General features: G+C 71.1%; 21 protein-coding genes. 14 read left to right on the top strand and 7 right to left on the bottom strand.

All coding sequences use genetic code 11. From position 1 onward, the window contains the following. Window positions 1–47: 47 nt before the first annotated feature. The 6 genes from O7608_RS25940 (at window position 48) to O7608_RS25910 (ending at window position 6065) form a co-directional block, all read left to right on the top strand. A complete protein-coding gene (locus O7608_RS25940; protein WP_289207060.1) occupies window positions 48–995 on the top strand; it encodes a helix-turn-helix domain-containing protein in 948 nt (315 codons plus the stop codon). Window positions 996–1109: 114 nt separating this feature from the next. Next, window positions 1110–2105 (top strand): helix-turn-helix domain-containing protein, encoded by a 996-nt coding sequence (locus tag O7608_RS25935; RefSeq protein ID WP_289207059.1) that lies wholly within the window; start codon window positions 1110–1112, stop codon window positions 2103–2105. A 106-nt stretch (window positions 2106–2211) separates the two neighbouring features. Next, on the top strand, window positions 2212–3201 hold the full coding sequence (locus O7608_RS25925; protein ID WP_502959144.1) for an alpha/beta fold hydrolase: 990 nt from the start codon (window positions 2212–2214) through the stop codon (window positions 3199–3201). Between the two features lie 38 nt (window positions 3202–3239). Next, window positions 3240–4034, top strand: coding sequence for an alpha/beta hydrolase (locus tag O7608_RS25920; RefSeq protein WP_289207056.1), 795 nt, complete (start codon window positions 3240–3242; stop codon window positions 4032–4034). Window positions 4035–4039: 5 nt separating this feature from the next. Next, complete coding sequence (locus tag O7608_RS25915) at window positions 4040–4858, top strand: MBL fold metallo-hydrolase (RefSeq protein ID WP_289207055.1); 819 nt, start codon at window positions 4040–4042, stop codon at window positions 4856–4858. A 208-nt stretch (window positions 4859–5066) separates the two neighbouring features. After that, entirely contained in the window at window positions 5067–6065 is a 999-nt protein-coding gene (locus tag O7608_RS25910; protein ID WP_289207054.1) for an RNA polymerase subunit sigma-70, read from the top strand. 24 nt (window positions 6066–6089) lie between these two features. Here the strand turns inward: O7608_RS25910 and O7608_RS25905 are convergent, their stop codons facing one another. Continuing rightward, window positions 6090–6917: a TauD/TfdA family dioxygenase gene (locus O7608_RS25905; protein WP_289207053.1), complete on the bottom strand. Its 828-nt coding sequence runs from the start codon at window positions 6915–6917 to the stop codon at window positions 6090–6092. Window positions 6918–6973: 56 nt separating this feature from the next. On the opposite strand from O7608_RS25905, the gene O7608_RS25900 reads away from it, so the two are divergent. After that, entirely contained in the window at window positions 6974–7585 is a 612-nt protein-coding gene (locus tag O7608_RS25900) for an ABC transporter permease (protein WP_289207052.1), read from the top strand. Window positions 7586–7629: 44 nt separating this feature from the next. Beyond that, on the top strand, window positions 7630–8475 hold the full coding sequence (locus O7608_RS25895; protein ID WP_289207051.1) for an ABC transporter ATP-binding protein: 846 nt from the start codon (window positions 7630–7632) through the stop codon (window positions 8473–8475). On the opposite strand, the gene O7608_RS25890 is transcribed toward O7608_RS25895, so the two are convergent. Then, window positions 8429–10078 carry an ABC transporter permease gene (locus O7608_RS25890; RefSeq protein WP_289207050.1) on the bottom strand — a complete coding sequence of 550 codons (1650 nt, stop codon included), beginning with the start codon at window positions 10076–10078 and terminating at the stop codon, window positions 8429–8431. The two genes, O7608_RS25895 and O7608_RS25890, sit on opposite strands and share 47 nt — an antisense overlap. Beyond that, window positions 10075–10812 carry an ABC transporter ATP-binding protein gene (locus tag O7608_RS25885; RefSeq protein ID WP_289207049.1) on the bottom strand — a complete coding sequence of 246 codons (738 nt, stop codon included), beginning with the start codon at window positions 10810–10812 and terminating at the stop codon, window positions 10075–10077. Before O7608_RS25885 ends, O7608_RS25890 begins: the two co-directional genes overlap by 4 nt. Window positions 10813–10922: 110 nt before the next feature. Here O7608_RS25885 and O7608_RS25880 point away from each other — a divergent pair, with 110 nt between their 5' ends. From O7608_RS25880 to O7608_RS25870, 3 genes are read left to right on the top strand one after another with little or no spacing between them, the layout of a single operon-like run. After that, window positions 10923–11273, top strand: a complete 351-nt coding sequence (locus tag O7608_RS25880; RefSeq protein WP_289207048.1) for a sensor domain-containing protein — start codon at window positions 10923–10925, stop codon at window positions 11271–11273. A gap of 42 nt (window positions 11274–11315) precedes the next feature. Further along, window positions 11316–12194, top strand: a complete 879-nt coding sequence (locus O7608_RS25875; RefSeq protein ID WP_289207047.1) for a sensor histidine kinase — start codon at window positions 11316–11318, stop codon at window positions 12192–12194. 17 nt (window positions 12195–12211) lie between these two features. Next, a complete protein-coding gene (locus O7608_RS25870) occupies window positions 12212–12865 on the top strand; it encodes a response regulator transcription factor (protein WP_289211034.1) in 654 nt (217 codons plus the stop codon). 242 nt (window positions 12866–13107) lie between these two features. Here O7608_RS25870 and O7608_RS25865 read toward each other — a convergent pair whose 3' ends face one another. The 4 genes from O7608_RS25865 to O7608_RS25850 all read right to left on the bottom strand — a co-directional run bounded on the left by O7608_RS25865 (window position 13108) and on the right by O7608_RS25850 (window position 17218). Beyond that, window positions 13108–13272, bottom strand: coding sequence for an alpha/beta fold hydrolase (locus O7608_RS25865; RefSeq protein WP_289207046.1), 165 nt, complete (start codon window positions 13270–13272; stop codon window positions 13108–13110). A 1-nt stretch (window position 13273) separates the two neighbouring features. Beyond that, on the bottom strand, window positions 13274–13747 hold the full coding sequence (locus O7608_RS25860) for a hypothetical protein (protein WP_289207045.1): 474 nt from the start codon (window positions 13745–13747) through the stop codon (window positions 13274–13276). A gap of 46 nt (window positions 13748–13793) precedes the next feature. Beyond that, complete coding sequence (gene helR, locus O7608_RS25855; RefSeq protein WP_289207044.1) at window positions 13794–16016, bottom strand: RNA polymerase recycling motor ATPase HelR; 2223 nt, start codon at window positions 16014–16016, stop codon at window positions 13794–13796. A 146-nt stretch (window positions 16017–16162) separates the two neighbouring features. Continuing rightward, window positions 16163–17218, bottom strand: a complete 1056-nt coding sequence (locus O7608_RS25850) for a TRM11 family SAM-dependent methyltransferase (protein WP_289207043.1) — start codon at window positions 17216–17218, stop codon at window positions 16163–16165. Window positions 17219–17373: 155 nt separating this feature from the next. Between O7608_RS25850 and O7608_RS25845 the strand changes: the two genes are divergently transcribed. The 3 genes from O7608_RS25845 to O7608_RS25835 all read left to right on the top strand — a co-directional run bounded on the left by O7608_RS25845 (window position 17374) and on the right by O7608_RS25835 (window position 19650). Next, window positions 17374–18585, top strand: a complete 1212-nt coding sequence (locus tag O7608_RS25845; RefSeq protein ID WP_289207042.1) for an RNA-guided endonuclease InsQ/TnpB family protein — start codon at window positions 17374–17376, stop codon at window positions 18583–18585. Between the two features lie 92 nt (window positions 18586–18677). Then, window positions 18678–18926: a DUF5522 domain-containing protein gene (locus tag O7608_RS25840; RefSeq protein ID WP_289207041.1), complete on the top strand. Its 249-nt coding sequence runs from the start codon at window positions 18678–18680 to the stop codon at window positions 18924–18926. A gap of 112 nt (window positions 18927–19038) precedes the next feature. After that, on the top strand, window positions 19039–19650 hold the full coding sequence (locus O7608_RS25835; RefSeq protein ID WP_289207040.1) for a DUF3558 domain-containing protein: 612 nt from the start codon (window positions 19039–19041) through the stop codon (window positions 19648–19650). The last annotated feature ends 66 nt before the right edge of the window (window positions 19651–19716 follow it).

Genomic DNA, 19716 nt, shown 5'->3' with positions numbered 1-19716 from the left:
CGTCGGCCTATATTGCGGGCAGCGCGCACAGAGTAGAGCGGACATCGATGGCGTACGTTCTCGACACCACGGACCTGCCGCAACCGGACCGCGTCGACGCCGTCTATCTGGCGATGATGTACGCCTCGGCCCCGTGTCACGTCATCCACGAGGACCCCGACGGGGACATCCACTGCCGGATGGAGCTGTGGGATCTCGGCAACGCCAACATCTTCATCAGCCGTTCCTCCGGTATCCGGCTGCTGCGTACCGCCAAACAGGCCAAGCAGGACGCGATGCCGGTCGTCGCCCTGTCGGTCCAGCGGCGGGCCCACGGACACCTGGAGCAGTACCGGCACCTGCAGGTCGTCCCACCGGGCGGGCTGCTCGCCGTCGACCTGTCCGGGCCGTACGACTACTCGTGGTCCGGCGACGGGGCGGCCGGCTGCATCCAGGTCCCCAGCGACCAGCTCGGCCTGCCGGTCGACGTCATCCGCCAGGCCGTCCACCGGCTGCGGTCAAGCCCGCTGTACGGCATGGTCACCGCCCACATCGCGAACCTCACCCGGGACCCGGCGCGGATCACCGCCGACCCCGCCGCCGGGTCCGTCGCCACCGCCAGCATCGAGCTGGTCCGGGCGCTGCTGGCCTCGGCCGCGCACACCGACCGGCTGACCAGCCAGGTGCTCGCCGAAACGCTGCTCACCCGGGTCCGCACGTACGTCCGGCAGCACCTGGCCGACCCGGACCTGACCGCCCGGCGGATCGCGGCGGCGCACAACGTCTCGCTGCGGCACCTGTACAAGGTGTGCGCGCAGGCCGACATCAGCCTCGAACAGTGGATCATCAGTGAACGGCTGCACCACGCCTGGCACGACCTGCGGCGGCCGGAGAACCGGCACCGGCCGGTCGCGGTGATCGCCCACCGCTGGGGATTCCGCGACCCGACGCACTTCACCCGGCGTTTCAAGGCCCGCTACGGCATCTCGCCGGGGGAGTTGCGGCGGTCGTCGTAGGAGGCACCCGACGCCTGACCATGCACTGTGGGCAACACCGGTGCACGCAGAGCCCCTCAGCGACATCGAGCTCCGGCGCTACCTTCACACCGTCAGCGCCAGATAGGGGCAATCATGCTCGTTCTCGACACCCAGTCGCTGCCGGTCACCGACCGCGCCGAGGCGTTCCAGGCCACGGTCAGCGCGAACTGCTCCTCCAGCATGGCGACCTTCGAGGACCCGGCCGCGATCCAGGCACGGATGACGGTCTCCGACTTCGGCACCGCGAAGGTCTTCAACATCGACGCCTCCGGCACCACGCTGCGCCGTACGCCGTACATGTCCCGGTCGATTCCGGAGACGTCGATCGTGCTGGCCCTGCCGATGCGCACCGACAACCACCTGAGCTGGGCCCGCGAGGAACGGCTGTACGGTCCGCGCGACCTGATGCTGGTCGACCTGTCGCTGCCGTACGTCTACGGCTGGCAGGGCGGTGGCGCCTCGTACGCCCTGCATGTCGACGTCGACCAGCTCGGCCTGCCCCGCGACCTGATCCACGCTGCGGCCCGGGAACCGCGCCGCAGCCCGCTCTACGACCTGGTGCGTGACCACGTCGCCCGGGTGACCGCGCAGGCCGAGCAGCTGGCCGACGGCCCGGGCGCGGCCGAACTCGGGGCCGCGTCCGCCGAGCTGATGCGGGCCCTGGTGGTCTCCGCCGCCGGCGACGGCCGGCGGCTCAGCGACGCCATGCACTCGTCGATGCAGGCCCGGGTCCAGACGTACGTGCGCAACAACCTGCGCGACCCCGACCTGACGCCGGCCCGGATCGCCGCCGCGAACGCCATCTCGCTGCGCGCCCTCTACAAGCTGTACGAGACGATGGGGCAGAGCCTGGAACAGTCCATCATCGAGCAGCGGCTGCAGGGTGCGCGGACCGACCTGACCGCCTCGCACCGCCGGTACACCTCGATCGCCGCCGTCGCCCGTGCCTGGGGTTTCGCCAATCCGAGCTTCTTCGCCACCAGGTTCCGCCAGGCCTTCGGTGTCACCCCTCGGCAGCTCGTGGCGACGGTGTCCACAGCGGATCGGCGTGCGCCGGTGGCCGTGCACGGCGACGGCCGGCCCGGCTGACATCGAAGTGTGCAACGTGGCGAAAGTGCTGTGCGTCGTCAGAGAACTTCCGCAGCCGGGACGGTGCGAGATTGTCCGTGACGCCGGCCCGAGGGCGGCCCGCGTCGTGAGGAGTTCCGATGTTCAGATCCCTACGGAGCTTGCGGTTGTCGCGCCTGGCGCTGGCGGTCGCCGAGGTGAAGGCGTCGCACGCCGTCATGGTGTCCACGCCCGGCCCGACCACCACCGTCATCCTCGCCGCGATCAAGGGAGTGTCCTGATGCCGTACGTGACCACCGCCGACGGTGCCGAGATCTTCTACAAGGACTGGGGGCCCGGCACGGGCCGCCCGGTGGTGCTCAGCCACGGCTGGCCGCTGAACTCCGACAGCTGGCAGATTCAGGCACTGTTCCTGGCGGAGCACGGGTTCCGGGTGATCGCCCATGACCGGCGCGGCCACGGCAGGTCGACCCAGACGTGGGACGGCAACGAGATGAACACCTACGCCGACGATCTGGCCACCCTGATCGACACCCTGGATCTGCGCGACGTCACGCTGATCGGCTTCTCCACCGGCGGCGGCGAGGCGGCCCGGTACGTGGGTCGGCACGGCACCGGCCGGGTCGCCCAGGTCGTCCTGGTCTCGGCGGTGCCGCCGATGATGCTGCAGACCCCGGACAACCCGGGCGGCGTACCGGTCGAGGTCTTCGACGGCATCCGGGCGGGGTCGTTGGCCGACCGGTCCCAGACCTACCGGGATCTGGCTGACGGGCCGTTCTTCGGCAACAACCGGCCCGGGGAGACCGTGTCACAGGGCATCCGGGATGCGTTCTGGCTGCAGAGCATGGCCTCCGGGCACCGCAACGCCTACGAGTGCATCGCCGCGTTCTCGGCCACCGACTTCCGCCCCGACCTGGACGCGATCGACGTACCCACCCTGGTCATCCACGGCGACGACGACCAGGTCGTGCCGTTCGCGGTGGGCGGCCAGGCATCGGCGGCGCGGATCAAGAACGCCCGGCTGCTCGTTTACCCCGGTGCGCCGCACGGCATCACCGACACCCATCCCGAGCAGCTCGGCCGGGACCTGCTCGACTTCCTGACCTCGACCTCCTGACCTCGACCTGCTGACCATGACCGGAGAGGACGCCTGACATGGCACCCGACACCATCGTGCTGATCCACGGATTCTGGGTCACCCCGCGCAGCTGGGAACACTGGATCAGCCACTACGAGGCCAAGGGCTTCCGGGTCCTGGCACCCGCCTACCCCGGGTACGAGGTGGAGGTGGAGGCGCTCAACGCCGACCCGACGCCGATCCTGCAGTCCACCGTGCCGCAGATCATCGCCCACTACGAAACCATCATCGGCGAGCTGGCGAACCCGCCGATCCTCATCGGCCACTCGGCCGGTGGTGCGTTCACCCAGGTCCTGCTCGACCACGGCTTCGGCGCGGTGGGGGTGGCGATGAACTCCGCCCCGACCGAGGGCGTCCGAGTGGTGCCGTTGTCGCAGGTGAAGTCGACGTTCCCGGTGCTGAAGAGTCCGGCGAACCGGCACAAGGCGGTGCCGTTGACCTTCGAGCAGTGGCAGTACGCCTTCACCAACACGTTCACCGAGGAGGAGGGCCGGGCACTGTGGCAGCGGTACGCCATCCCGGCCAGCGGCGGCATCCTGTGGGGCAGCGTGCTGGCGAACTTCCAGCCCGGCCACCAGGACATCTGGGTCGACTACCACAACGACGACCGGGCGCCGCTGCTGTTCGTCTCCGGCAGTGAGGACCACATCATGCCGCCGGCGATTCAGGCGTCCAACGCCAAGCACTACAAGTCGAACACCATCACCGAACGGATCGAGTACGAGGGCTACGCACACCTGCTGCCGGCGCAGAAGGGCTGGGAGGCCATCGCCGACGAGGTCCTCGACTGGGCGCTGCGGCACGCCCGGTGAGCGACGTGCGGATCACCCACATCGGCGGTCCCACCACGCTGATCGAGGTGGCCGGCTGGCGGGTGCTGACCGATCCGACGTTCGACGACCCCGGCCGGACCTACCGGTTCGGCTGGGGCACGGCGTCACGCAAACTGGCCGGCCCGGCGCTGCCGGCGGAGGCGCTGGGCCACATCGACGTGGTCCTGCTGACCCACGACCACCACGCCGACAACCTCGACGACGCCGGTCGGGCGCTGCTGCCGTACGTCGACCGGATCGTCACCACGATGGCCGGCAGCCGCCGCCTCGGCGCTGCCGGGTCCGGCTCCGCGTCGGCGGTCGGCTCCGCGTCGGTGGTCGGGCTCGCGCCGTGGGTTGGCACCGAGTTGGCCGCGCCGGGCCGTCCGACGATCGAGGTGACCGCGACTCCGGGTCGGCACGGGCCGCCGCTGAGCCGCCCGGTCGCGGGCGAGGTGACCGGGTTCGCGCTGCACTGGCCAGGTCAGCGGTACGGCGTACTGTGGATCACCGGAGACACGGTCCTCTACCCCGGGGTACGGCAGGTGGCGCAGCGGCTCACCGTCGGCACGATGGTGCTGCATCTGGGGGCGGTGCGGTTCGGCCTGACCGGCCCGCTGCGGTACACGATGAGTGCGGCCGACGGTGTGGAGCTGTGCACCCTGGTCCAGGCCAACACGGTGGTGCCGGTGCACTACGAGGGCTGGGGCCACTTCACCGAGGGCCGCGCGGCGGTCGAGGCCGCGTTCACCGATGCCCCGGATCCGGTACGGCACAGCCTGCACTGGCTGACCCCCGGCGTGGCCACACCCCTACCGGTCTGACCCGGGCTTCTGGTGCTGGCGGCAGTGCCGGTGCCGGCCGGTCGCCAAGATCAGTTGATGTGAATGCGGGCGTTCATCGGCGTGTCGCCCGTATCTACGTCAACTGATCTTGCGGCCGCGGTCCGTCGGTCAGCTCCCCGGTGATGAGTTTTCGCACCCGTACCCGTCACACCTACGACAGGACACGGCGGGGCGGAAGGATGACGTGATGAGTTCGGAGATGGGGCTGGCGGAGCTGGCCGGGAGCGGGCTGAGCGAGGCCGACGAGTCGGCGTTCGCGAAGCTGACGCAGCGCCACCGGCGGGAGCTGCACGTGCACTGCTACCGGATGCTCGGGTCGTTCGAGGACGCCGAGGACACGGTGCAGGAGACGTTCCTGCGGGCCTGGCGGCGACGGGAGACCTTCGAGGGGCGGTCGACGATCCGGGCCTGGCTGTACCGGATCGCCACCAACGCCTGCCTGGACCTGCTGGCCACCCGCCGCCCGGAGCCCGCAACCGGTGGTGAGGTGCCGTGGCTGCAGCCGTACCCGGACCGGCTGCTCGACGAACTGCCCGCAGGCGACGCCGACGAGCCGGAGGCGGTCGCCGTCGCGCGGGAGACGATCGAGCTGGCGTACCTGATTGCCGTCCAGCACCTCGCGCCCCGCCCACGGGCCGTGCTGATCCTGCGCGACGTGCTCGGCTGGCCGGCGAAGGACGTCGCGGAGCTCCTCGGGGACTCGGTCAACTCCGTGAACAGCGCGCTGCAGCGGGCCCGCGCCGGCCTGCGGGGCCACCTGCCCCCCGAGCGGCAGGACTGGACCGGCGGCGCGCAGGACGCCGGCACGCGCGAACTGGTGCGCCGCTACACCGACGCCAGCGTGGCAACGGACATCCCCGCGCTCACTTCGCTGCTGCGTGACGACGTCCGCTGCTCGATGCCGCCCACGCCGGGTCTGGCGGTCGGCCGCGACGCGGTCGTGACCAGCTGGATCGAGGACGGCTTCGCGGACCTGGGGCGGCTGCGCACCGTCGCGACGTCCGTGAACCGGCAGCCCGCCATCGGGTTCTACCTCCGGCGGGAAGAGGGCGGCGCGTACCTGCCGCTGACGATCGACGTCCTGCGGGTCACCGGTGGGGCGATCACCGAGATCATCACCTTCCACGCCGACCGGTTCGCGCGGCTCGGGCTGCCGGAGTGCCTACCGGCGGACGGTACGCAGTAGCCCCGGAGCCGACCGCCGGGAGTGTCAGACGCCCCAGTCCCGGCGGGGGACCGCCGCCTTCGTGATCGTGAAGTGTCCCGACCCGGTCGACGCCGCGTCGCCTCGGGTCTCGGTACGGTCCATCACCACGTGCCGTCCGAAGTTCGGCACGAGTGGGCGGCCGGTCTCCCGCTTGAGCCACAGCCGGAGCAGGTGGCGTTGCCGTCCCGGCTCGGGGTGGTCGACGAACTCGGTCCGCGAGTGCAGTGCGGCGTAGTTCAGCAGCCACTGGATGTCACCGGGCTGGAAGTCCATGTCCAGGGCCACGCCGGGCTCCTGGCTGATGTCGTCGAGCAGGGTCAGCACCTCGAGCTGTTCCGGGGTCAACGGCGGTACGTCCGGGTAGTCCTGGGCGGCCTTGATCATGCCGCTGCCCGCGTACATGCTGAACACGCCCTCGGTCCAGCTGACGATGGGCGAGGTGTACCAGTCGGCCGGCGCGTCGGGGTCCTGCCGACGCCAGTCGAAGTACCACGGCTCCAGCAGCAGTGGTGCCAGGGTGGGGCGTCGCCGCAGCACCTCGTTGAACAGGGTGGCCCCGCTGACCAGGCTGCTCGCACCGCCTTCCTTCGCGGGCCGCAGACACATCAGGGCGACCACGTCGGAGCTGTCGGAGTGGAAGGGCAGCCGGTCCCGTACGCGCGACGGTAGGGCGGTGCGGTCCTGCAGGGTCTTGTCGGACGTGGCGATCACGTGATCGACGAGGTCGCCGAGTTCGTTCTGCCGCATCGGCACGCCGAGGTGCAGGCCCATCAGGTAGAAGATGGCTGCGGCGAGCGTGTCGTCGTAGTCGTCCATCCGCAGGCCTCGCACCAGGGCTCTCCGCTTCGCCCACCTCGCTGTTCCTCAGTGCACAATTCCGCACCGACGTGCTGCCCAGCCTGGCGCGACTCGGCCTCGGCTACGGCACGGCCGCCACCGTCGGCATCTGCGCCGGCATCCTGATCGGCGTATGGCGGCCCGCCGGCGCGTTCTTCAACCCACTGATCCGGCTCGGCATGTCGGTGCCGGTGACCGCGCTGCTGCCCATCGCGATCGTCGTCTTCGGCATCACCAGCGGCATGAACGTCTTCCTGATCGCGCTCGGCTGCCTGTGGCCGATCCTCATCAACACCTACGACGGGGTACGGGGCCTGGACCGCACCGCGGTCACCGCCGCGAAGAGCCTGCGGTTGACCCGGCGTCGCTACTTCCTCCAGGTACTGCTGCCCGGCGCCAGCCCGGCGATCTTCGCCGGCCTGCGGATCAGCATCGGCATCGCCCTGGTCCTCATGGTGATCTCCGAGCTCTACGCCGCGACCGCCGGGCTCGGCTTCTACATCGTCAACCAGCAGCGGCTGTTCCGGTTCCCGGAACTGTGGTCGGCGATCGTGCTTCTGGCGCTGTTGGGAATCCTCTTCAACGCCGTCTTCGCCCTGGTCGAACGCCTGCTGCTCGGCTGGCACCGCAACGTGCGGCCGGACGGCGCGGAACGCCACTGACCCGTCGGCCGACCACACCAGGCCCAACGCAAGAGGAGGACCGGATGGAACCGGTGACGATCCCGCACCACCAGCAGGACCCGGGCGTCGCGGCGCCCGTGCTCGACGTCCGCAAGGCGGGCAAGTCCTACCCTTCACGCAAGGGGGACGTGCTCGCCGTACGCAGCATCGAGTTCGCCGTGCACGCCGGCCAGTTCGTCTCGGTCGTCGGCCCGTCCGGCTGCGGCAAGACGACACTCATGATGTGCATCGCCGGCCTGCTGCCCATCTCCACCGGGGAGGTGGTCTTCCGGGGGGAGACCATGTCCGGCCCCCGCGACGGTGTCGCGGTCGTCTTCCAGGACTACAGCCGGTCGCTGTTCCCCTGGCTGACGGTCGAGAAGAACGTCGTCCTGCCGCTGCGGGACCGACGCCTGCCGCGCGCCGAGATCCGCGACCGGGTGCGGCAGTCGCTGGAGATGGTCGGTCTGGCCCACGCCGCCGGCCTGTACCCGTGGCAGCTCTCCGGCGGCATGCAGCAGCGGGTGGCGATCGCGCGCGGACTCGCCGTACGGCCGGAGATGCTGATCATGGACGAGCCGTTCGCCTCGGTGGACGCCCAGACCCGGGCGAGCCTGGAGGATCTGCTGCTCAAGATCTGGGCGGAGACCGGGACGACGGTGCTGTTCGTGACCCACGACATCGACGAGGCCGTGTACCTGTCCGACCGGGTGATCGTCCTGTCTCAAGGTCCGTCCACCGTCGTCGCCGACCTGCCGGTCCCACTCGAGAGGCCCCGGGACCAGATCGCGACCAAACAGACGGCGACCTTCGGCGAACTGCGGGAAGAGGTCTACTCGCTCGTCATGGCGTCCCAGCGGCGCACCTCCCTGTCAGCCGAACCGGCCTGACCTGTCGGCCGAACCGGCCTGACCACCTGCGGCTGCGGTCGTTCAGACCGGGTCGTCGGCAAGGCGCGGTGGCTTCCGGGTACGGATGCCGGCTGTCGCCGCCGCAGCCGTGAGTAGCAGGCAGGTGACGCCGATGCCGAGCAGCGGCAGCCACGGGATCGTGATGGGCGCGTCGATGCCGGCGGCCAGGTCGGCCGTGGTGGCGCGGCGGACGAGCCAGCCCATCAGCGCCATGGTGGCACCGCCCAGCAGCAGACCGGTGCCGCAGGCCGGGTAGGTCGGGGAGGACGGCGACGACCCGCAGCAGGACCCGTTCGCCGTCGATCCAGACCGGGACGGTGCCGCCCAGGTCGACGCCGGCGTCGGTGACCCACGAGGCGGTGACCGCGACCGCGCGTCCGTGGAAGTCGTCGAGGGTGCCGCGCGTGGCGGCCAGGCCCCGGGCGACCGACGCGGTGACGAGGTCGACGACCTCGACCCGGTCGGGTTCGCCGGGGCTGCCGTCGTCGTCGTGCACAAGCATCGCCAGCCGGCGTACGTCGGCAGTCGCGACGGTCCGGTCGGCCGCAACCGCCTCGGCCGCTGCCGGGCTGCCCACCTCGACGACCATCGGCGCGTGCAGCCGGGCCCGGTTCTGCGCGGTCGCCCAGTCGACGCTCAAACTGAGGGTCAGCAGCAGCGACCCCGCGATAGCGGAAATGGCCAGCACCGGGGCGGCGACAGCAGCGGTGGTGCGGGCGGCGGCGCGTACCTCGTCGCGGGCCATCCGGGCCGTCACGTCCCAGCCGACGAACGGACGGGCGAGCAAAGCGGCGAGCCGAGGGATGACGGCCGGCCCGATGCACATCAGGCCGATCACGACCACCTCGGGCAGCAGAATGGAGGCAAGCATCGACAACAGCGGCGGCTCGTCGGCGGCGGCCACCACGGTGGCCACCAGACCACCGAAGCAGAGCGTCGCGACGACGAACTGGACGACGCTGGGCCGGGTCCGCTCGACCGCAGCCTCCCGCAGCGCGGCACTGGGGCTGATCCGGGCGGCCCGGCGCGAGGACCGCCAGGCCCCGAGGAGCGCGACCACCGCACCGGTGGGTGCGGCGACCACCCAGGCGATCCACGGGCTCGGGGCCTGCAGGTCGAGGGTGGTGATCCCGATCGCCCGGACCAGCCGGAGAACGGCCGGAGCCGACACCGTACCGAGTAGACAGCCCACCGTGGTGGCCGCAGCCGCGACGACGACGGACTCGCCCAGCAGGAGCCGGCGTACCTGTCGTGGTGTCGCACCGACCAGCCGCAGCAGGCCGAGCTCCCGCTGGCGGCCGGCCACGACGAAGCCGAACGTGCTGCCGACCACGAACAGCGCCATGAACGCCGAGATCGTCGACATCATCCCGAACATCGCGGCCAGGCCGTCGAGCTGGGCCCGCTCGTCGGCGCCCGTGCCGGGCCAGCCGTCGGTGGCGTCGATGCTCCCGATGAGCGTCACGGTGACGGAGATCAGCACGACCCCGAACAGCAGAGCGACGAACGCCCCCAGGTAGCCGCGCCAGGAGTGGTGCACGGTCTGCCGGGCCAGGGCCAGCATCGTCGGGCCGCGCATCATCGCCGCTCCAGGTCGTTCATGGTCTCGGCGATCTGGCCGGCGTCAGCGCGGGCGAGGTGACCGACGATCTGCCCGTCGGCGAGGAACAACACCCCGTCCGCGTACGAGGCGGCCAGCGGATCGTGGGTCACCATGACGACGGTCTGGCCGCCGTCGGCCAGCGACCGCAGCAGCCCGAGCACGTCGCGTCCGGTGCCGCGATCCAGCGCGCCGGTGGGCTCGTCGGCGAACAGCACGTCGGGCCGGCCGTGCAGCGCCCGGGCGATCGCGACCCGCTGCTGCTGCCCGCCGGACAGCTCCGACGGCCGCCGTCGGGCATGCTCGGCGAGGCCGACGTGGGCCAGCGCCGTCCGTACCGTGGTCGGATCGGCCCGCCGCTCGGCCAGGCGGGCCGGAAGCGCGACGTTGTCGAACGCGGTGAGCGCGTCGAGGAGGTTGTACGACTGGAAGACGAACGCCATCGCCGTACGCCGGAAACGGGTCAACTGGGTCTCGTTCAACGTGTCGAGCCGGGTGCCGCCGACGGTCACCCGCCCACCGGTCGGCCGGTCGAGACCGGCGGCGAGCTGGAGCAGAGTGGACTTGCCGGAGCCGGACGGCCCCATGATCGCGGTGAACGTGCCGCGCTGGAACACGTGGGTCACGCCGCGCAGCGCATGCACCGAGCCGGCGCGGGAGCGGTAGGTGCGGCTGAGACCGTCGAGCGTGACGGCCGCCGGGGTTGCCTGGGTCATGCCCTCCAGTGGACCCGGCCGGCACCGTCCAGCACCCGGGCTCGGACGCGAGTTCCGAGGTAGCGTGCGCGCTACCCCGTACGGCCGATGCGATCCGTAGGGTTTGACCCGTGAGCGACGCCTGGACCGCCGTACGCGGACACCCCGCACGGTTCCTGGCGTCGGCGTGGCCGTGGCGCTCCCTGGCGTACCTGGCCACCACCGTACCGGTCGGCCTGGCCTGGCTGACCGTCCTGGCCGTGGTGGTCGCGGTGGGTGCGGCCACGGTCGTGCTGATCGCGGGACTTCTGGTGCTGGCCGGGATTCCGGTGCTGGTCCGCCTGGCCGCCGCCGATGAGCGGCGTCGGATCCGGCTGATCTACCCCGGGCGGCCGGCGCGGCAGTCACCAGCGCTACGCGACCCGCAGCGTGGCGGCCGGGCGTCCTGGCCGCGTCGCCGTGCGTCCTTGCCGCATCGCTAAGCGTCGTGGCCGGAGGCGGGCGTCACGGTCCTGCTCACGACGGTGTTCTGGATCGCCGACGCCGTGCTGCTGATGCTACTGACGGTTCCGGTGCTGCTGCTCGTCGCCCCGCTGCTGGTCCGTTCCGGCACCATCGACATCGCCGGGTGGCGGGTCGACACCGCCGGTGAGGCATGGGCCGTGGCACCCGCCGGCCTCGTCGCCCTGGTCCTGCTGATGTACGCGGCGACTGCGCTGGCCTGCGGCCAGGCGGCACTAGTCCGGCACCTGCTGGCCCCGCCCGAGGCCCAGCTGGCCGAAGCGGTCCAGCAGCTGCGCAGGTCCCGGACCGGGCTGGTCGACGCGTTCGAAACCGAACGCCGCCGGATCGAGCGCGATCTCCACGACGGTGTCCAGCAGCGCCTCGTCGCCCTGACCATGACGCTGGGCAGCGCCGAACTGGACCTGCCCGCCGGCCCCGGCCTCGACCTCGTCCGTGAAGCGCACCAGCAGGCCGAGCAGGCCCTCGCCGACCTGCGCACCACGATCCGGGGCATCCATCCCCGGGTACTGACCGACCACGGCCTCGCCGCCGCCGTGCACGAGATCGCCGGCCGGTCACCCGTCCCGGTCGACCTCCAACTCGCCGTCGACGGCCGGCTCCCGCCCACGGTCGAGGCCGCGGCCTACTTCTTCGTCAGCGAGAACCTGACCAACGTCGCCCGCCACGCCCACGCCCGATCGGCACAGGTGCACGCGTGGATCGAGGACCACACCCTGATCGTCTCGGTCGTCGACGACGGCGTCGGCGGCGCCGACCCACGGGCCGGCACCGGTCTCGCCGGACTGCACGCCCGGCTCGACGCCCTCGACGGCGAACTCGACATCACCAGCCCCACCGGGGGCCCGACCCAGGTCAGGATGACGTGCCCGATCCACTGACACCGCCACAGAACGCGCTGCGGATCGTGGTCGCCGAGGACGCGGCCCTGCTCCGGGAAGGGCTGGTGCGGATCCTCGAACGCGCCGGCCACGAAATCGTCGCGGCCGTCGGCGACGCGCACGCCCTGCTCACGTACGCCGGAAACTGCCGCCCAGACCTCGTCGTCACCGACATCCGCATGCCACTCACCCACACCGACGAGGGACTGAGCGCGGCGGCGATGATCCGGGCCACTCAGCCCGGCATCGCGATCATGCTGCTGTCGGCCTACGTCGCCGACGCCTACGTCGGTGAGCTGCTCGACTCGACCCCCGGCGGGGGCATCGGCTACCTGCTCAAGGACCGGGTCGGCCACGTACGCGACTTCCTGGACAGCATCGACCGAGTCGCCGCCGGCGGCACGGTCATCGACGCCGAGGTGGTGCGCCAACTCGTCGGTCTCCGGCGGACCGACGGCCCACTCACCGGCCTCACTGAACGCGAACGCGAAGTGCTCGCGCTCATGGCCGAAGGCCACACCAACCACGGGATCGCCGGCAAACTGTTCGTGAGCGAGGCAGCGGTACGCAAGCACATCGGCAACATCTTCGCGAAGCTTCCGCTCGACCCGCACTCGGATCGCCGGGTCTCCGCCGTCCTCACTTACCTGCGCGGCTCACCGAGCGCATGAGACCCCTGACTATCGATGCCTCACAAGATTTCGATCGTAGCGGCCCACGGGCAATTGGAGCAGCCCCGGCATCTGCAGGTCGTCCTGCCCGAGTGGGCGCTCGTACTGCGGGTTCTTGCTCACCCCCGCCGCTTGGCCGACGTCGTGGATCGTCAGGCGATCGGGGTGAACGCGACTCCGTATCGGAGCAGGTTGCCGCAAAGCCGTCCGGTCGTGGAAGAGGTGACGCGGACTGCTGTGGGTCACAGATCGACAGGCTTAGGACGCAACACCGACAGCCAGGCGAGGTTGCCGCCGGCGCCGTGCAGCAGGATCAACGGTGGGTGGTCGCCGCCGGTGTCCCGTACGGCGATCGTGGTGTGTCCGGTGTCGACGGTGTGGTCGATGGTGGTCGGTGCGGGTGGCATGTCAGCTCCGGGTGGCGGGTGGGGCCGGCTGTGCGCGGAGCCGGTCGCGGATCGAGGCGGAGGTGACGCCACCGTCCGGGTGGCGGTCGAGCTTGCCGCGTCGGACCAGGTCGTGTACGCCCTGGCGGCTGATGCCGAGCATCGCCCCGGCGACCGGAAGCGAGACGCCGGCCGCCGTCGGGTGGCCGAACCGGGCGGCGACGACCTGGCCGAGCGGGGTGCGCCACCAGTCGACGGGCGGGTCGAACGGTCCGTCGCCGGGGTGCAGGCTGCTGTGGAGCCGGATCGCGGTGTGCAGTGCGGCGGTGTCGTCGCCGTCGAGCAGCGCGGTGGCGAGGGTGTCCGCGCGGCGGTTGACGCGGCCGCGCAGGTCGTCGAGCGGGTCGTCGAGCAGGATCTCCAGCGGGTCGACCAGCCTGATGTCGATCTGTCGCACCAGGTGGTCGGTGAGTTCGGTGTGGGTCGGTACGGCCACGACGGCACCTCCTTGACGACTATCGTCAAGTATTTGACGGTAGTCGTCAAGTGAGTACGACGAGTCGCCCGGTGGCCCGGGTCATCGCCACGTACCGGTCGACCGCGCCGGTGACCCCGTCGCCGAACGACGCCGGGTCGACCACCACCACCAGGTCGAACTCCAGCCCCTTGGCCAGCTCCGGAGTCGACGACCGGACCCGGGGCGTCGCCGGCAGGGCGTCGGCGTCGACCGGTGCCACGCCGATCACGCAGGCCGTGCCGTCGGCGTGCTCAGCCAGCCAGGTTTCCAGCATCGGCCGTAGGTCTGCGACGGGCCGATGCGCGACCGGGATGCCGCTGTGCCGGATCGAGGTCGGCACGTTGGCGTCCGGCAGCGCCGCGCGGATCACCGGTTCGGCGTACGCCATGATCTCGGCCGGGGTCCGGTAGTTGACCGTCAACGTGGCGACCTCCACCCGCTCCAGGCCGACCCGCCGCAGCCGGTCCGGCCACGACTCGGTGAACCCGTGCCGGGCCTGGGCGCGGTCACCGACAATGGTGAAACTGCGCGACGGGCAGCGGCGCAGCAGCATCTGCCACTGCGCGTCGGTCAACTCCTGCGCCTCGTCGACCACGATGTGCGCGAACGGGCCGGCCAGCGCGTCCGGGTCGGCGTCCGGCCCGCCCGTCTCGTCGATCAGGGTCTCCCGCAGGTCCTGGTGGTACAGCATCGCCAGGACCCCTTCGCCGTCGTCGTAACTGTGCGCATCGAGGAGATCGTCGATCACCCGGGCCCGGTGGACCCGTTCGACGGCCACCTCGGCCCGGTGCCGCCGCTCGCGCTCGGACGCCCGCGCGTCGCCGAGGCGCAGCCGGGCCGCGTCCAGCAGAGGCAGGTCTGCGACGGTCCAGGCCCGTGCGTCGGTGCGCTGCAACAAACGGATCTCGACCGGGTCGAGCCACGGCGCGCACCGACGCAGATAGGCCGGGACCGACCACAGGTCGGCGACGATATCGGCCGCATCCAGCAGCGGCCAGGCCCGGTGCAACGCCGTACGCAGCGCCTGGTTCTGCTCCAGCGCGGCCCGGACCCGGTCGTCCGGCTCGTCGCCCTCGTAGCGGCCGACCAGAATAGTGAGCAGTTCCGCCATGATCTGCTCACGGGCCTCGTTGTGCGGCACACCCGGCCCGGGTGCGGCGAACGCGTCCGCCCAGTCGTCGGGGGTGAGGGTGAGTTCGGTCCAACCGGTCGCCACCGTCGTCGCGGTGGACGGCGGCTCCTCGTAGAACCGGACCGCCGCCTCGACCGCCGCCTCCCACCGCGCCGACGCCTTGATCCGGGCCACCTCAGGGTCGGGTTCGACGGTCGCGGTGGCACCCTTGGCGACCAGATCAGCCAGGGTGCAGGTCTGCACGTCGTCCTCACCGAGGTGCGGCAGCACGTCGGCGACGTACGCCAGATAGGGCCGGTGCGGGCCGACGAACAGCACCCCGCCGCGACGCTGGCCGAGCCGGGGGTCGTGGTAGCGCAGGTACGCGGTGCGGTGCAGGGCGACGACGGTCTTGCCGGTGCCGGGTCCGCCGTCGACGACGAGCGCACCAGCCGAGCCCGCGCGGATGATGGCGTCCTGGTCGGCGGCGATGGTGGCCAGCACGTCACGCATCCGGTCCGACCGGTGCCCGCCGAGACTGGCGATGAAGGCCGACTGGTCGTCGAGGGCGGCGTGCCCGTCGAGCGCGTCGGCGGCGAACACCTCGTCCCAGTAGTCGCTGATCCGCCCCATCGTCCAGCGGTACCGCCGGCGGCTGGCCAGGCCCATCGGGTTGCCGTGGGTGGCGCCGAAGAACGGTGCGGCGGCGGGGGAGCGCCAGTCCAGCAGCAGTTGCCGGCCGGTGTCGTCGGTCAGGCCCTGCCGCCCGACGTACACCGGTCCGACGTCATCGCCAGCGCTATCGCCGCCGGCACCGGCACGGTCGGCGGCGCTGGGGTCGGGGAGCATCCGGCCGAGACACAGGTCGAGGCCGAAGCGGCGCAGCGCCCGCAGCCGTACGGTGAGCCGGCGGACCTCCTGGTCGCGGTCCACCGCCCGCCGGCCCTTCCCGGCCGGTGCCTTGCGCGCCGCGTCGAGCCGCTGCGACAGGTCGGCGGAAAGTTGCTCCAGGCGGTGCGCGATCGCCGCGAAATGCCGTTCGTCGTCGGCGATCAGTTTCGGGTCGGCCTTGGCGTGCAGCCGGTCGGGGAGATCGAAAGCGCTGGTGGTCAGCGGGCGCACCTCGATCAGCTCCATTCTCGGGTCGGCAGTACGAGCGCAGCGTCCAGCGAATGGCAAATGCCGGAGAACTGCCGTAGGAACGCGATTGTGCGCTACGACCCGGGTCTTGCCGCAAGACCCCCTATGCGTTATACGTTAATAGTGGCGGGAGACGATAGCCATTACGGGCGGCGGGCGACGATCAGGTCGCGGACGATCGCCTGATCGACCCGGTGGGCGAAATCGCCGTACCCCGGACCGTCGGCCACCTCAAGACCGACCTTGACCAGCAGCGCGGCCAGGTCGTCGCGGTCGGCGACCAGGGTGTTCCAGGAGATCCCCAGCGCCCCGCCGGGACGTAGCAGCGCCACCCACACCGGCAGCGCCTCGGCCAGCAGACCCAGCGGGTCGCGGGTCAACCGGTCCGCCTGGCTGCGGGTGCCGTGCGCCACCCCGTACGGGGCGTCGGTGACGATCGCGTCGAAGCTGCCGGCCCGGAAGAAGTCCCGACCCCGACGGGTGTCGGCGTGCACCATCGTCAGATCCAGGGTGCGCCCTGCCTTGTGGTCCTCCCGGCTGGCGGCCAGGGTGATCGCCAGCCGCCGGCCCAACTGGGTCCGGTTGCGGCGCACCTGGGCGATGTCGGACGAGTGCTTGAGTCGCTTGTGCTTCAACCAGGTACGGATGAAGTTGGCGTACACCTCGAAGTCCTTGCCGTCGATCTCCACCCCGGCGGCGTGCCAGCCGTACATCATCGCCTGATTGAGGGTGGTGCCCCGGCCGCACATCGGATCGAGGACCCGCAGCGGCGGGGCGTCCGGGGAGAGCGGGTCGGCCGCCGCACCCGACCGGTCGGTCGACGCCAGCGCGGTCACGTTCACCAGCAGTTTGGTGAACTGCTCGTTGGTTTTCCCGGCGTACTTCGGGATGGTGATCAGGTCGCTGTCGAAGCGGTCCCGACCGGTCACCGCGACCGGCCGCAGCAGGTCGCCCTCGCGGGCGAAGAACGCGTACCGGGCGGAGAGGTTGGCCAGCACCGACAGGTCCCGGTCGGTCAGGTCGACCCCGGTGAACGTGACGTACGGCAGCCCGCCGATCGCGGTGACCGCGATGTCGGCCAGCCGCCCGCCGAGCGCCCGGTCGCCGAAGACGGCCAGCTCGGCGGCGGCCAGTGCGACGGCTGACTCGGCGTACACCCGGTTCGCGGACGGGTGGATCAGCAGGGCGTACGCGGTCATCGGGGTCCTTCCGTGGATACTCCGGTCTTCAGGCCGGGGAGGAAACGGAACTCCTGCGGAGCGGGACAGGGAAAGCCGGCCCGCCGCCGAGGCGGATCGGCGCCCATTACACACGCTGCCCCACGACTCACGACCGGATCGCTAGACTGTGGACTGTGTCCAGGACCGTGAAGCGGGCGTTCAGGTACCGCTTCTACCCGACCCCCGGGCAGGCCACCGAGCTCGCCCGGACGTTCGGCTGTGTCCGCCTGGTCTACAACAAGGCCCTGGCCGCCCGCACGCAGGCGTGGACCCAACGCCAGGAACGGATCACCTACAACCAGACGTCGGCGATGCTCACCGGGTGGAAGAAGACCGACGAGTTGGCGTTTCTCACCGAGGTGTCGTCGGTGCCGTTGCAGCAGGCGCTGCGGCACCTGCAGACCGCGTTCACCAACTTCTGGGCGAAACGGGCCCGGTATCCGACGTTCAAGTCGAAGAAGCGGTCGCGGCGGTCGGCGGAGTACACCGCCAGCGCGTTCCGCTGGCGCGACGGCCGGCTCACCCTCGCGAAGATGTCCGAACCGTTGGACATCGTCTGGTCCCGGCCACTGCCCGACGGTGCGGCGCCGTCGACGGTGACCGTGTCGCAGGACCCGGCGGGCCGCTGGTTCGTCTCCCTGCTCTGCGACGACCGGATCGAACCGGCCCCGGCCTCCACCGCCGTGGTGGGGGTCGACGCCGGGCTCGACAGCCTGTTCACCCTCTCCACCGGGGAGAAGATTCCCAACCCGAGGCACGAACGCCGCGACCGGCATCGGCTGGCCCGCGCCCAACGCAACCTCGCCCGCAAGGCCAAAGGCTCGGCGAACCGGGCCAGAGCACGGCTGAAGGTCGCCCGCATCCATGCCCGGATCGCCGACCGCCGACACGACCACCTGCACAAACTCACCACTCGACTCGTTCGTGACACCCAAACGATCGTGATCGAGGACCTGACCGTCCGCAACATGATGGCCAATCACCGTCTGGCCCGCGCCATCTCCGACGCGGCCTGGCGGCAGTTCCGCACCATGCTGGCCTACAAGGCCGACTGGTACGGCCGGGACCTGGTGGTAGTCGACCGCTGGTTCCCGTCGACCCGGCTGTGCTCCGCCTGCGGCGAACTGGCCGAGCGGATGCCGTTGACCGTCCGGTCGTGGACCTGCCGATGCGGGCAGACCCACGACCGGGACGTCAACGCGGCCCGCAACATCCTCGCGGAGGGGCTCTCCGTGACTGCCTGTGGAGGCGGTGTAAGACCTCACCGGGAGTCCTCCTCTCGGACGGGGCGGTCGTCGGTGAAACAGGAAACCCCTGGGGCGACCCAGGGAATCCCCGTCGGTTAGGGCGGGGAGGATTGTCAACGGGGTCCGTTCGGGTCGGTGCGTGGTGGACCCACGAGTGGTACCACATCGGCGGCCTGCGTAGGGTCACCGGTATGGCGGGGGCGCGGGGGCGACGGTTGCCGCTGGCGGACCGGCCGCTCACCGAGCCGCATCCGGCCCGGCTGGCACCGGAGCACCCGCACCGGGCGGCGATCCTGGCCGCGCACACGGCCGCCCTCGACGCCGCAGACGCCGGCTACCTCGACCCGGGGACCGGGCTGTTCGTGCTGACTGCGGGATTCCTGGCCCGCCGGGGCACCTGCTGCGACCAGGGTTGCCGGCACTGCCCGTACCTGCCGTGAGGCACCATCGGGAGTTGCCCGGGTGGCGGACTTTCGCGCAGCGCCGGGAAGCCGTACGGTGTGCCACGAACAATCCGCCTTTTTCGACCGGCCTGACCCGTGGGAGGCCACTGTGGGCGTTCGTGTGTCCCTGTCCGGCGCCGCTGCGATCCTGCTGCTGCTCGCCACGGGCTGCTCCACCGAGGCGGCGGCCACCGCCGGCACCGAGCCGTCCGACGCGCCGCAGGTCAGCCCGTCGCCGAGCCCGGTCGAGCCGTACCCGGAGGTGCCCCGGCCGCCGGCCGCCGAAGCTGGCGGCGTGTGCACGGTGTTCGACTACGACGTCGTCGAGCAGATCGTCGGGTTCCGGTTCGAGGTGGCGGCGGCCAGCACCCACGAAAAGACGCGGTCCTGCCTGCTGCGCCCGGCGCAGGAACCGCTGCCGGATCTGATGCTGTCGATCTCGGACACCAAGGCCAGCGCGTCGGTGTTCGCCGACGACGTCGCACCGGTCGGTGCCAAGGAGATCCCGGACTTCGCGAAGGCCGCCTACTGGATCCCGATCAAGCCGGATCCGGACACCGGGTACGGGGCGGGGCTGGAGGTCAACTGGATCACCGCCGACCCGACGCAGCTCAGTTTGCGCTGGACGTTCGCTCCGGGCGACGACGAGCAGTCCGCGGTCGAGCTGGCGCCGAAGATGGTGGAACTGGCCCGGCTGGTACACGACAACCGGAAGAAGTGAGCCGGCCCCGGGATCGTCCCCGGGCCCGGCTCTCGACAAAGCAGCTGCAGGCGCCGTCGGTCAGGC

This window comes from Solwaraspora sp. WMMA2056, assembly GCF_030345095.1.
Classification (GTDB): Bacteria; Actinomycetota; Actinomycetes; order Mycobacteriales; family Micromonosporaceae; genus Micromonospora_E.
This window is presented reverse-complemented; position numbering and strand designations above follow the sequence as displayed.

Bases quoted from the DNA above. Each gene is read 5' to 3' on its own strand.
- O7608_RS25895 (WP_289207051.1), top strand. From the start codon at position 7,630: ATGGAACCGGTGACGATCCCGCACCACCAGCAGGACCCGGGCGTCGCG.
- O7608_RS25910 (WP_289207054.1), top strand. From the start codon at position 5,067: ATGAGTTCGGAGATGGGGCTGGCGGAGCTGGCCGGGAGCGGGCTGAGC.
- O7608_RS25885 (WP_289207049.1), bottom strand. From the start codon at position 10,812: ATGACCCAGGCAACCCCGGCGGCCGTCACGCTCGACGGTCTCAGCCGC.
- O7608_RS25940 (WP_289207060.1), top strand. From the start codon at position 48: ATGGCGTACGTTCTCGACACCACGGACCTGCCGCAACCGGACCGCGTC.
- O7608_RS25935 (WP_289207059.1), top strand. From the start codon at position 1,110: ATGCTCGTTCTCGACACCCAGTCGCTGCCGGTCACCGACCGCGCCGAG.
- O7608_RS25920 (WP_289207056.1), top strand. From the start codon at position 3,240: ATGGCACCCGACACCATCGTGCTGATCCACGGATTCTGGGTCACCCCG.
- O7608_RS25840 (WP_289207041.1), top strand. From the start codon at position 18,678: ATGGCGGGGGCGCGGGGGCGACGGTTGCCGCTGGCGGACCGGCCGCTC.
- helR (WP_289207044.1), bottom strand. From the start codon at position 16,016: ATGGAGCTGATCGAGGTGCGCCCGCTGACCACCAGCGCTTTCGATCTC.
- O7608_RS25865 (WP_289207046.1), bottom strand. From the start codon at position 13,272: ATGCCACCCGCACCGACCACCATCGACCACACCGTCGACACCGGACAC.
- O7608_RS25890 (WP_289207050.1), bottom strand. From the start codon at position 10,078: ATGATGCGCGGCCCGACGATGCTGGCCCTGGCCCGGCAGACCGTGCAC.
- O7608_RS25850 (WP_289207043.1), bottom strand. From the start codon at position 17,218: ATGACCGCGTACGCCCTGCTGATCCACCCGTCCGCGAACCGGGTGTAC.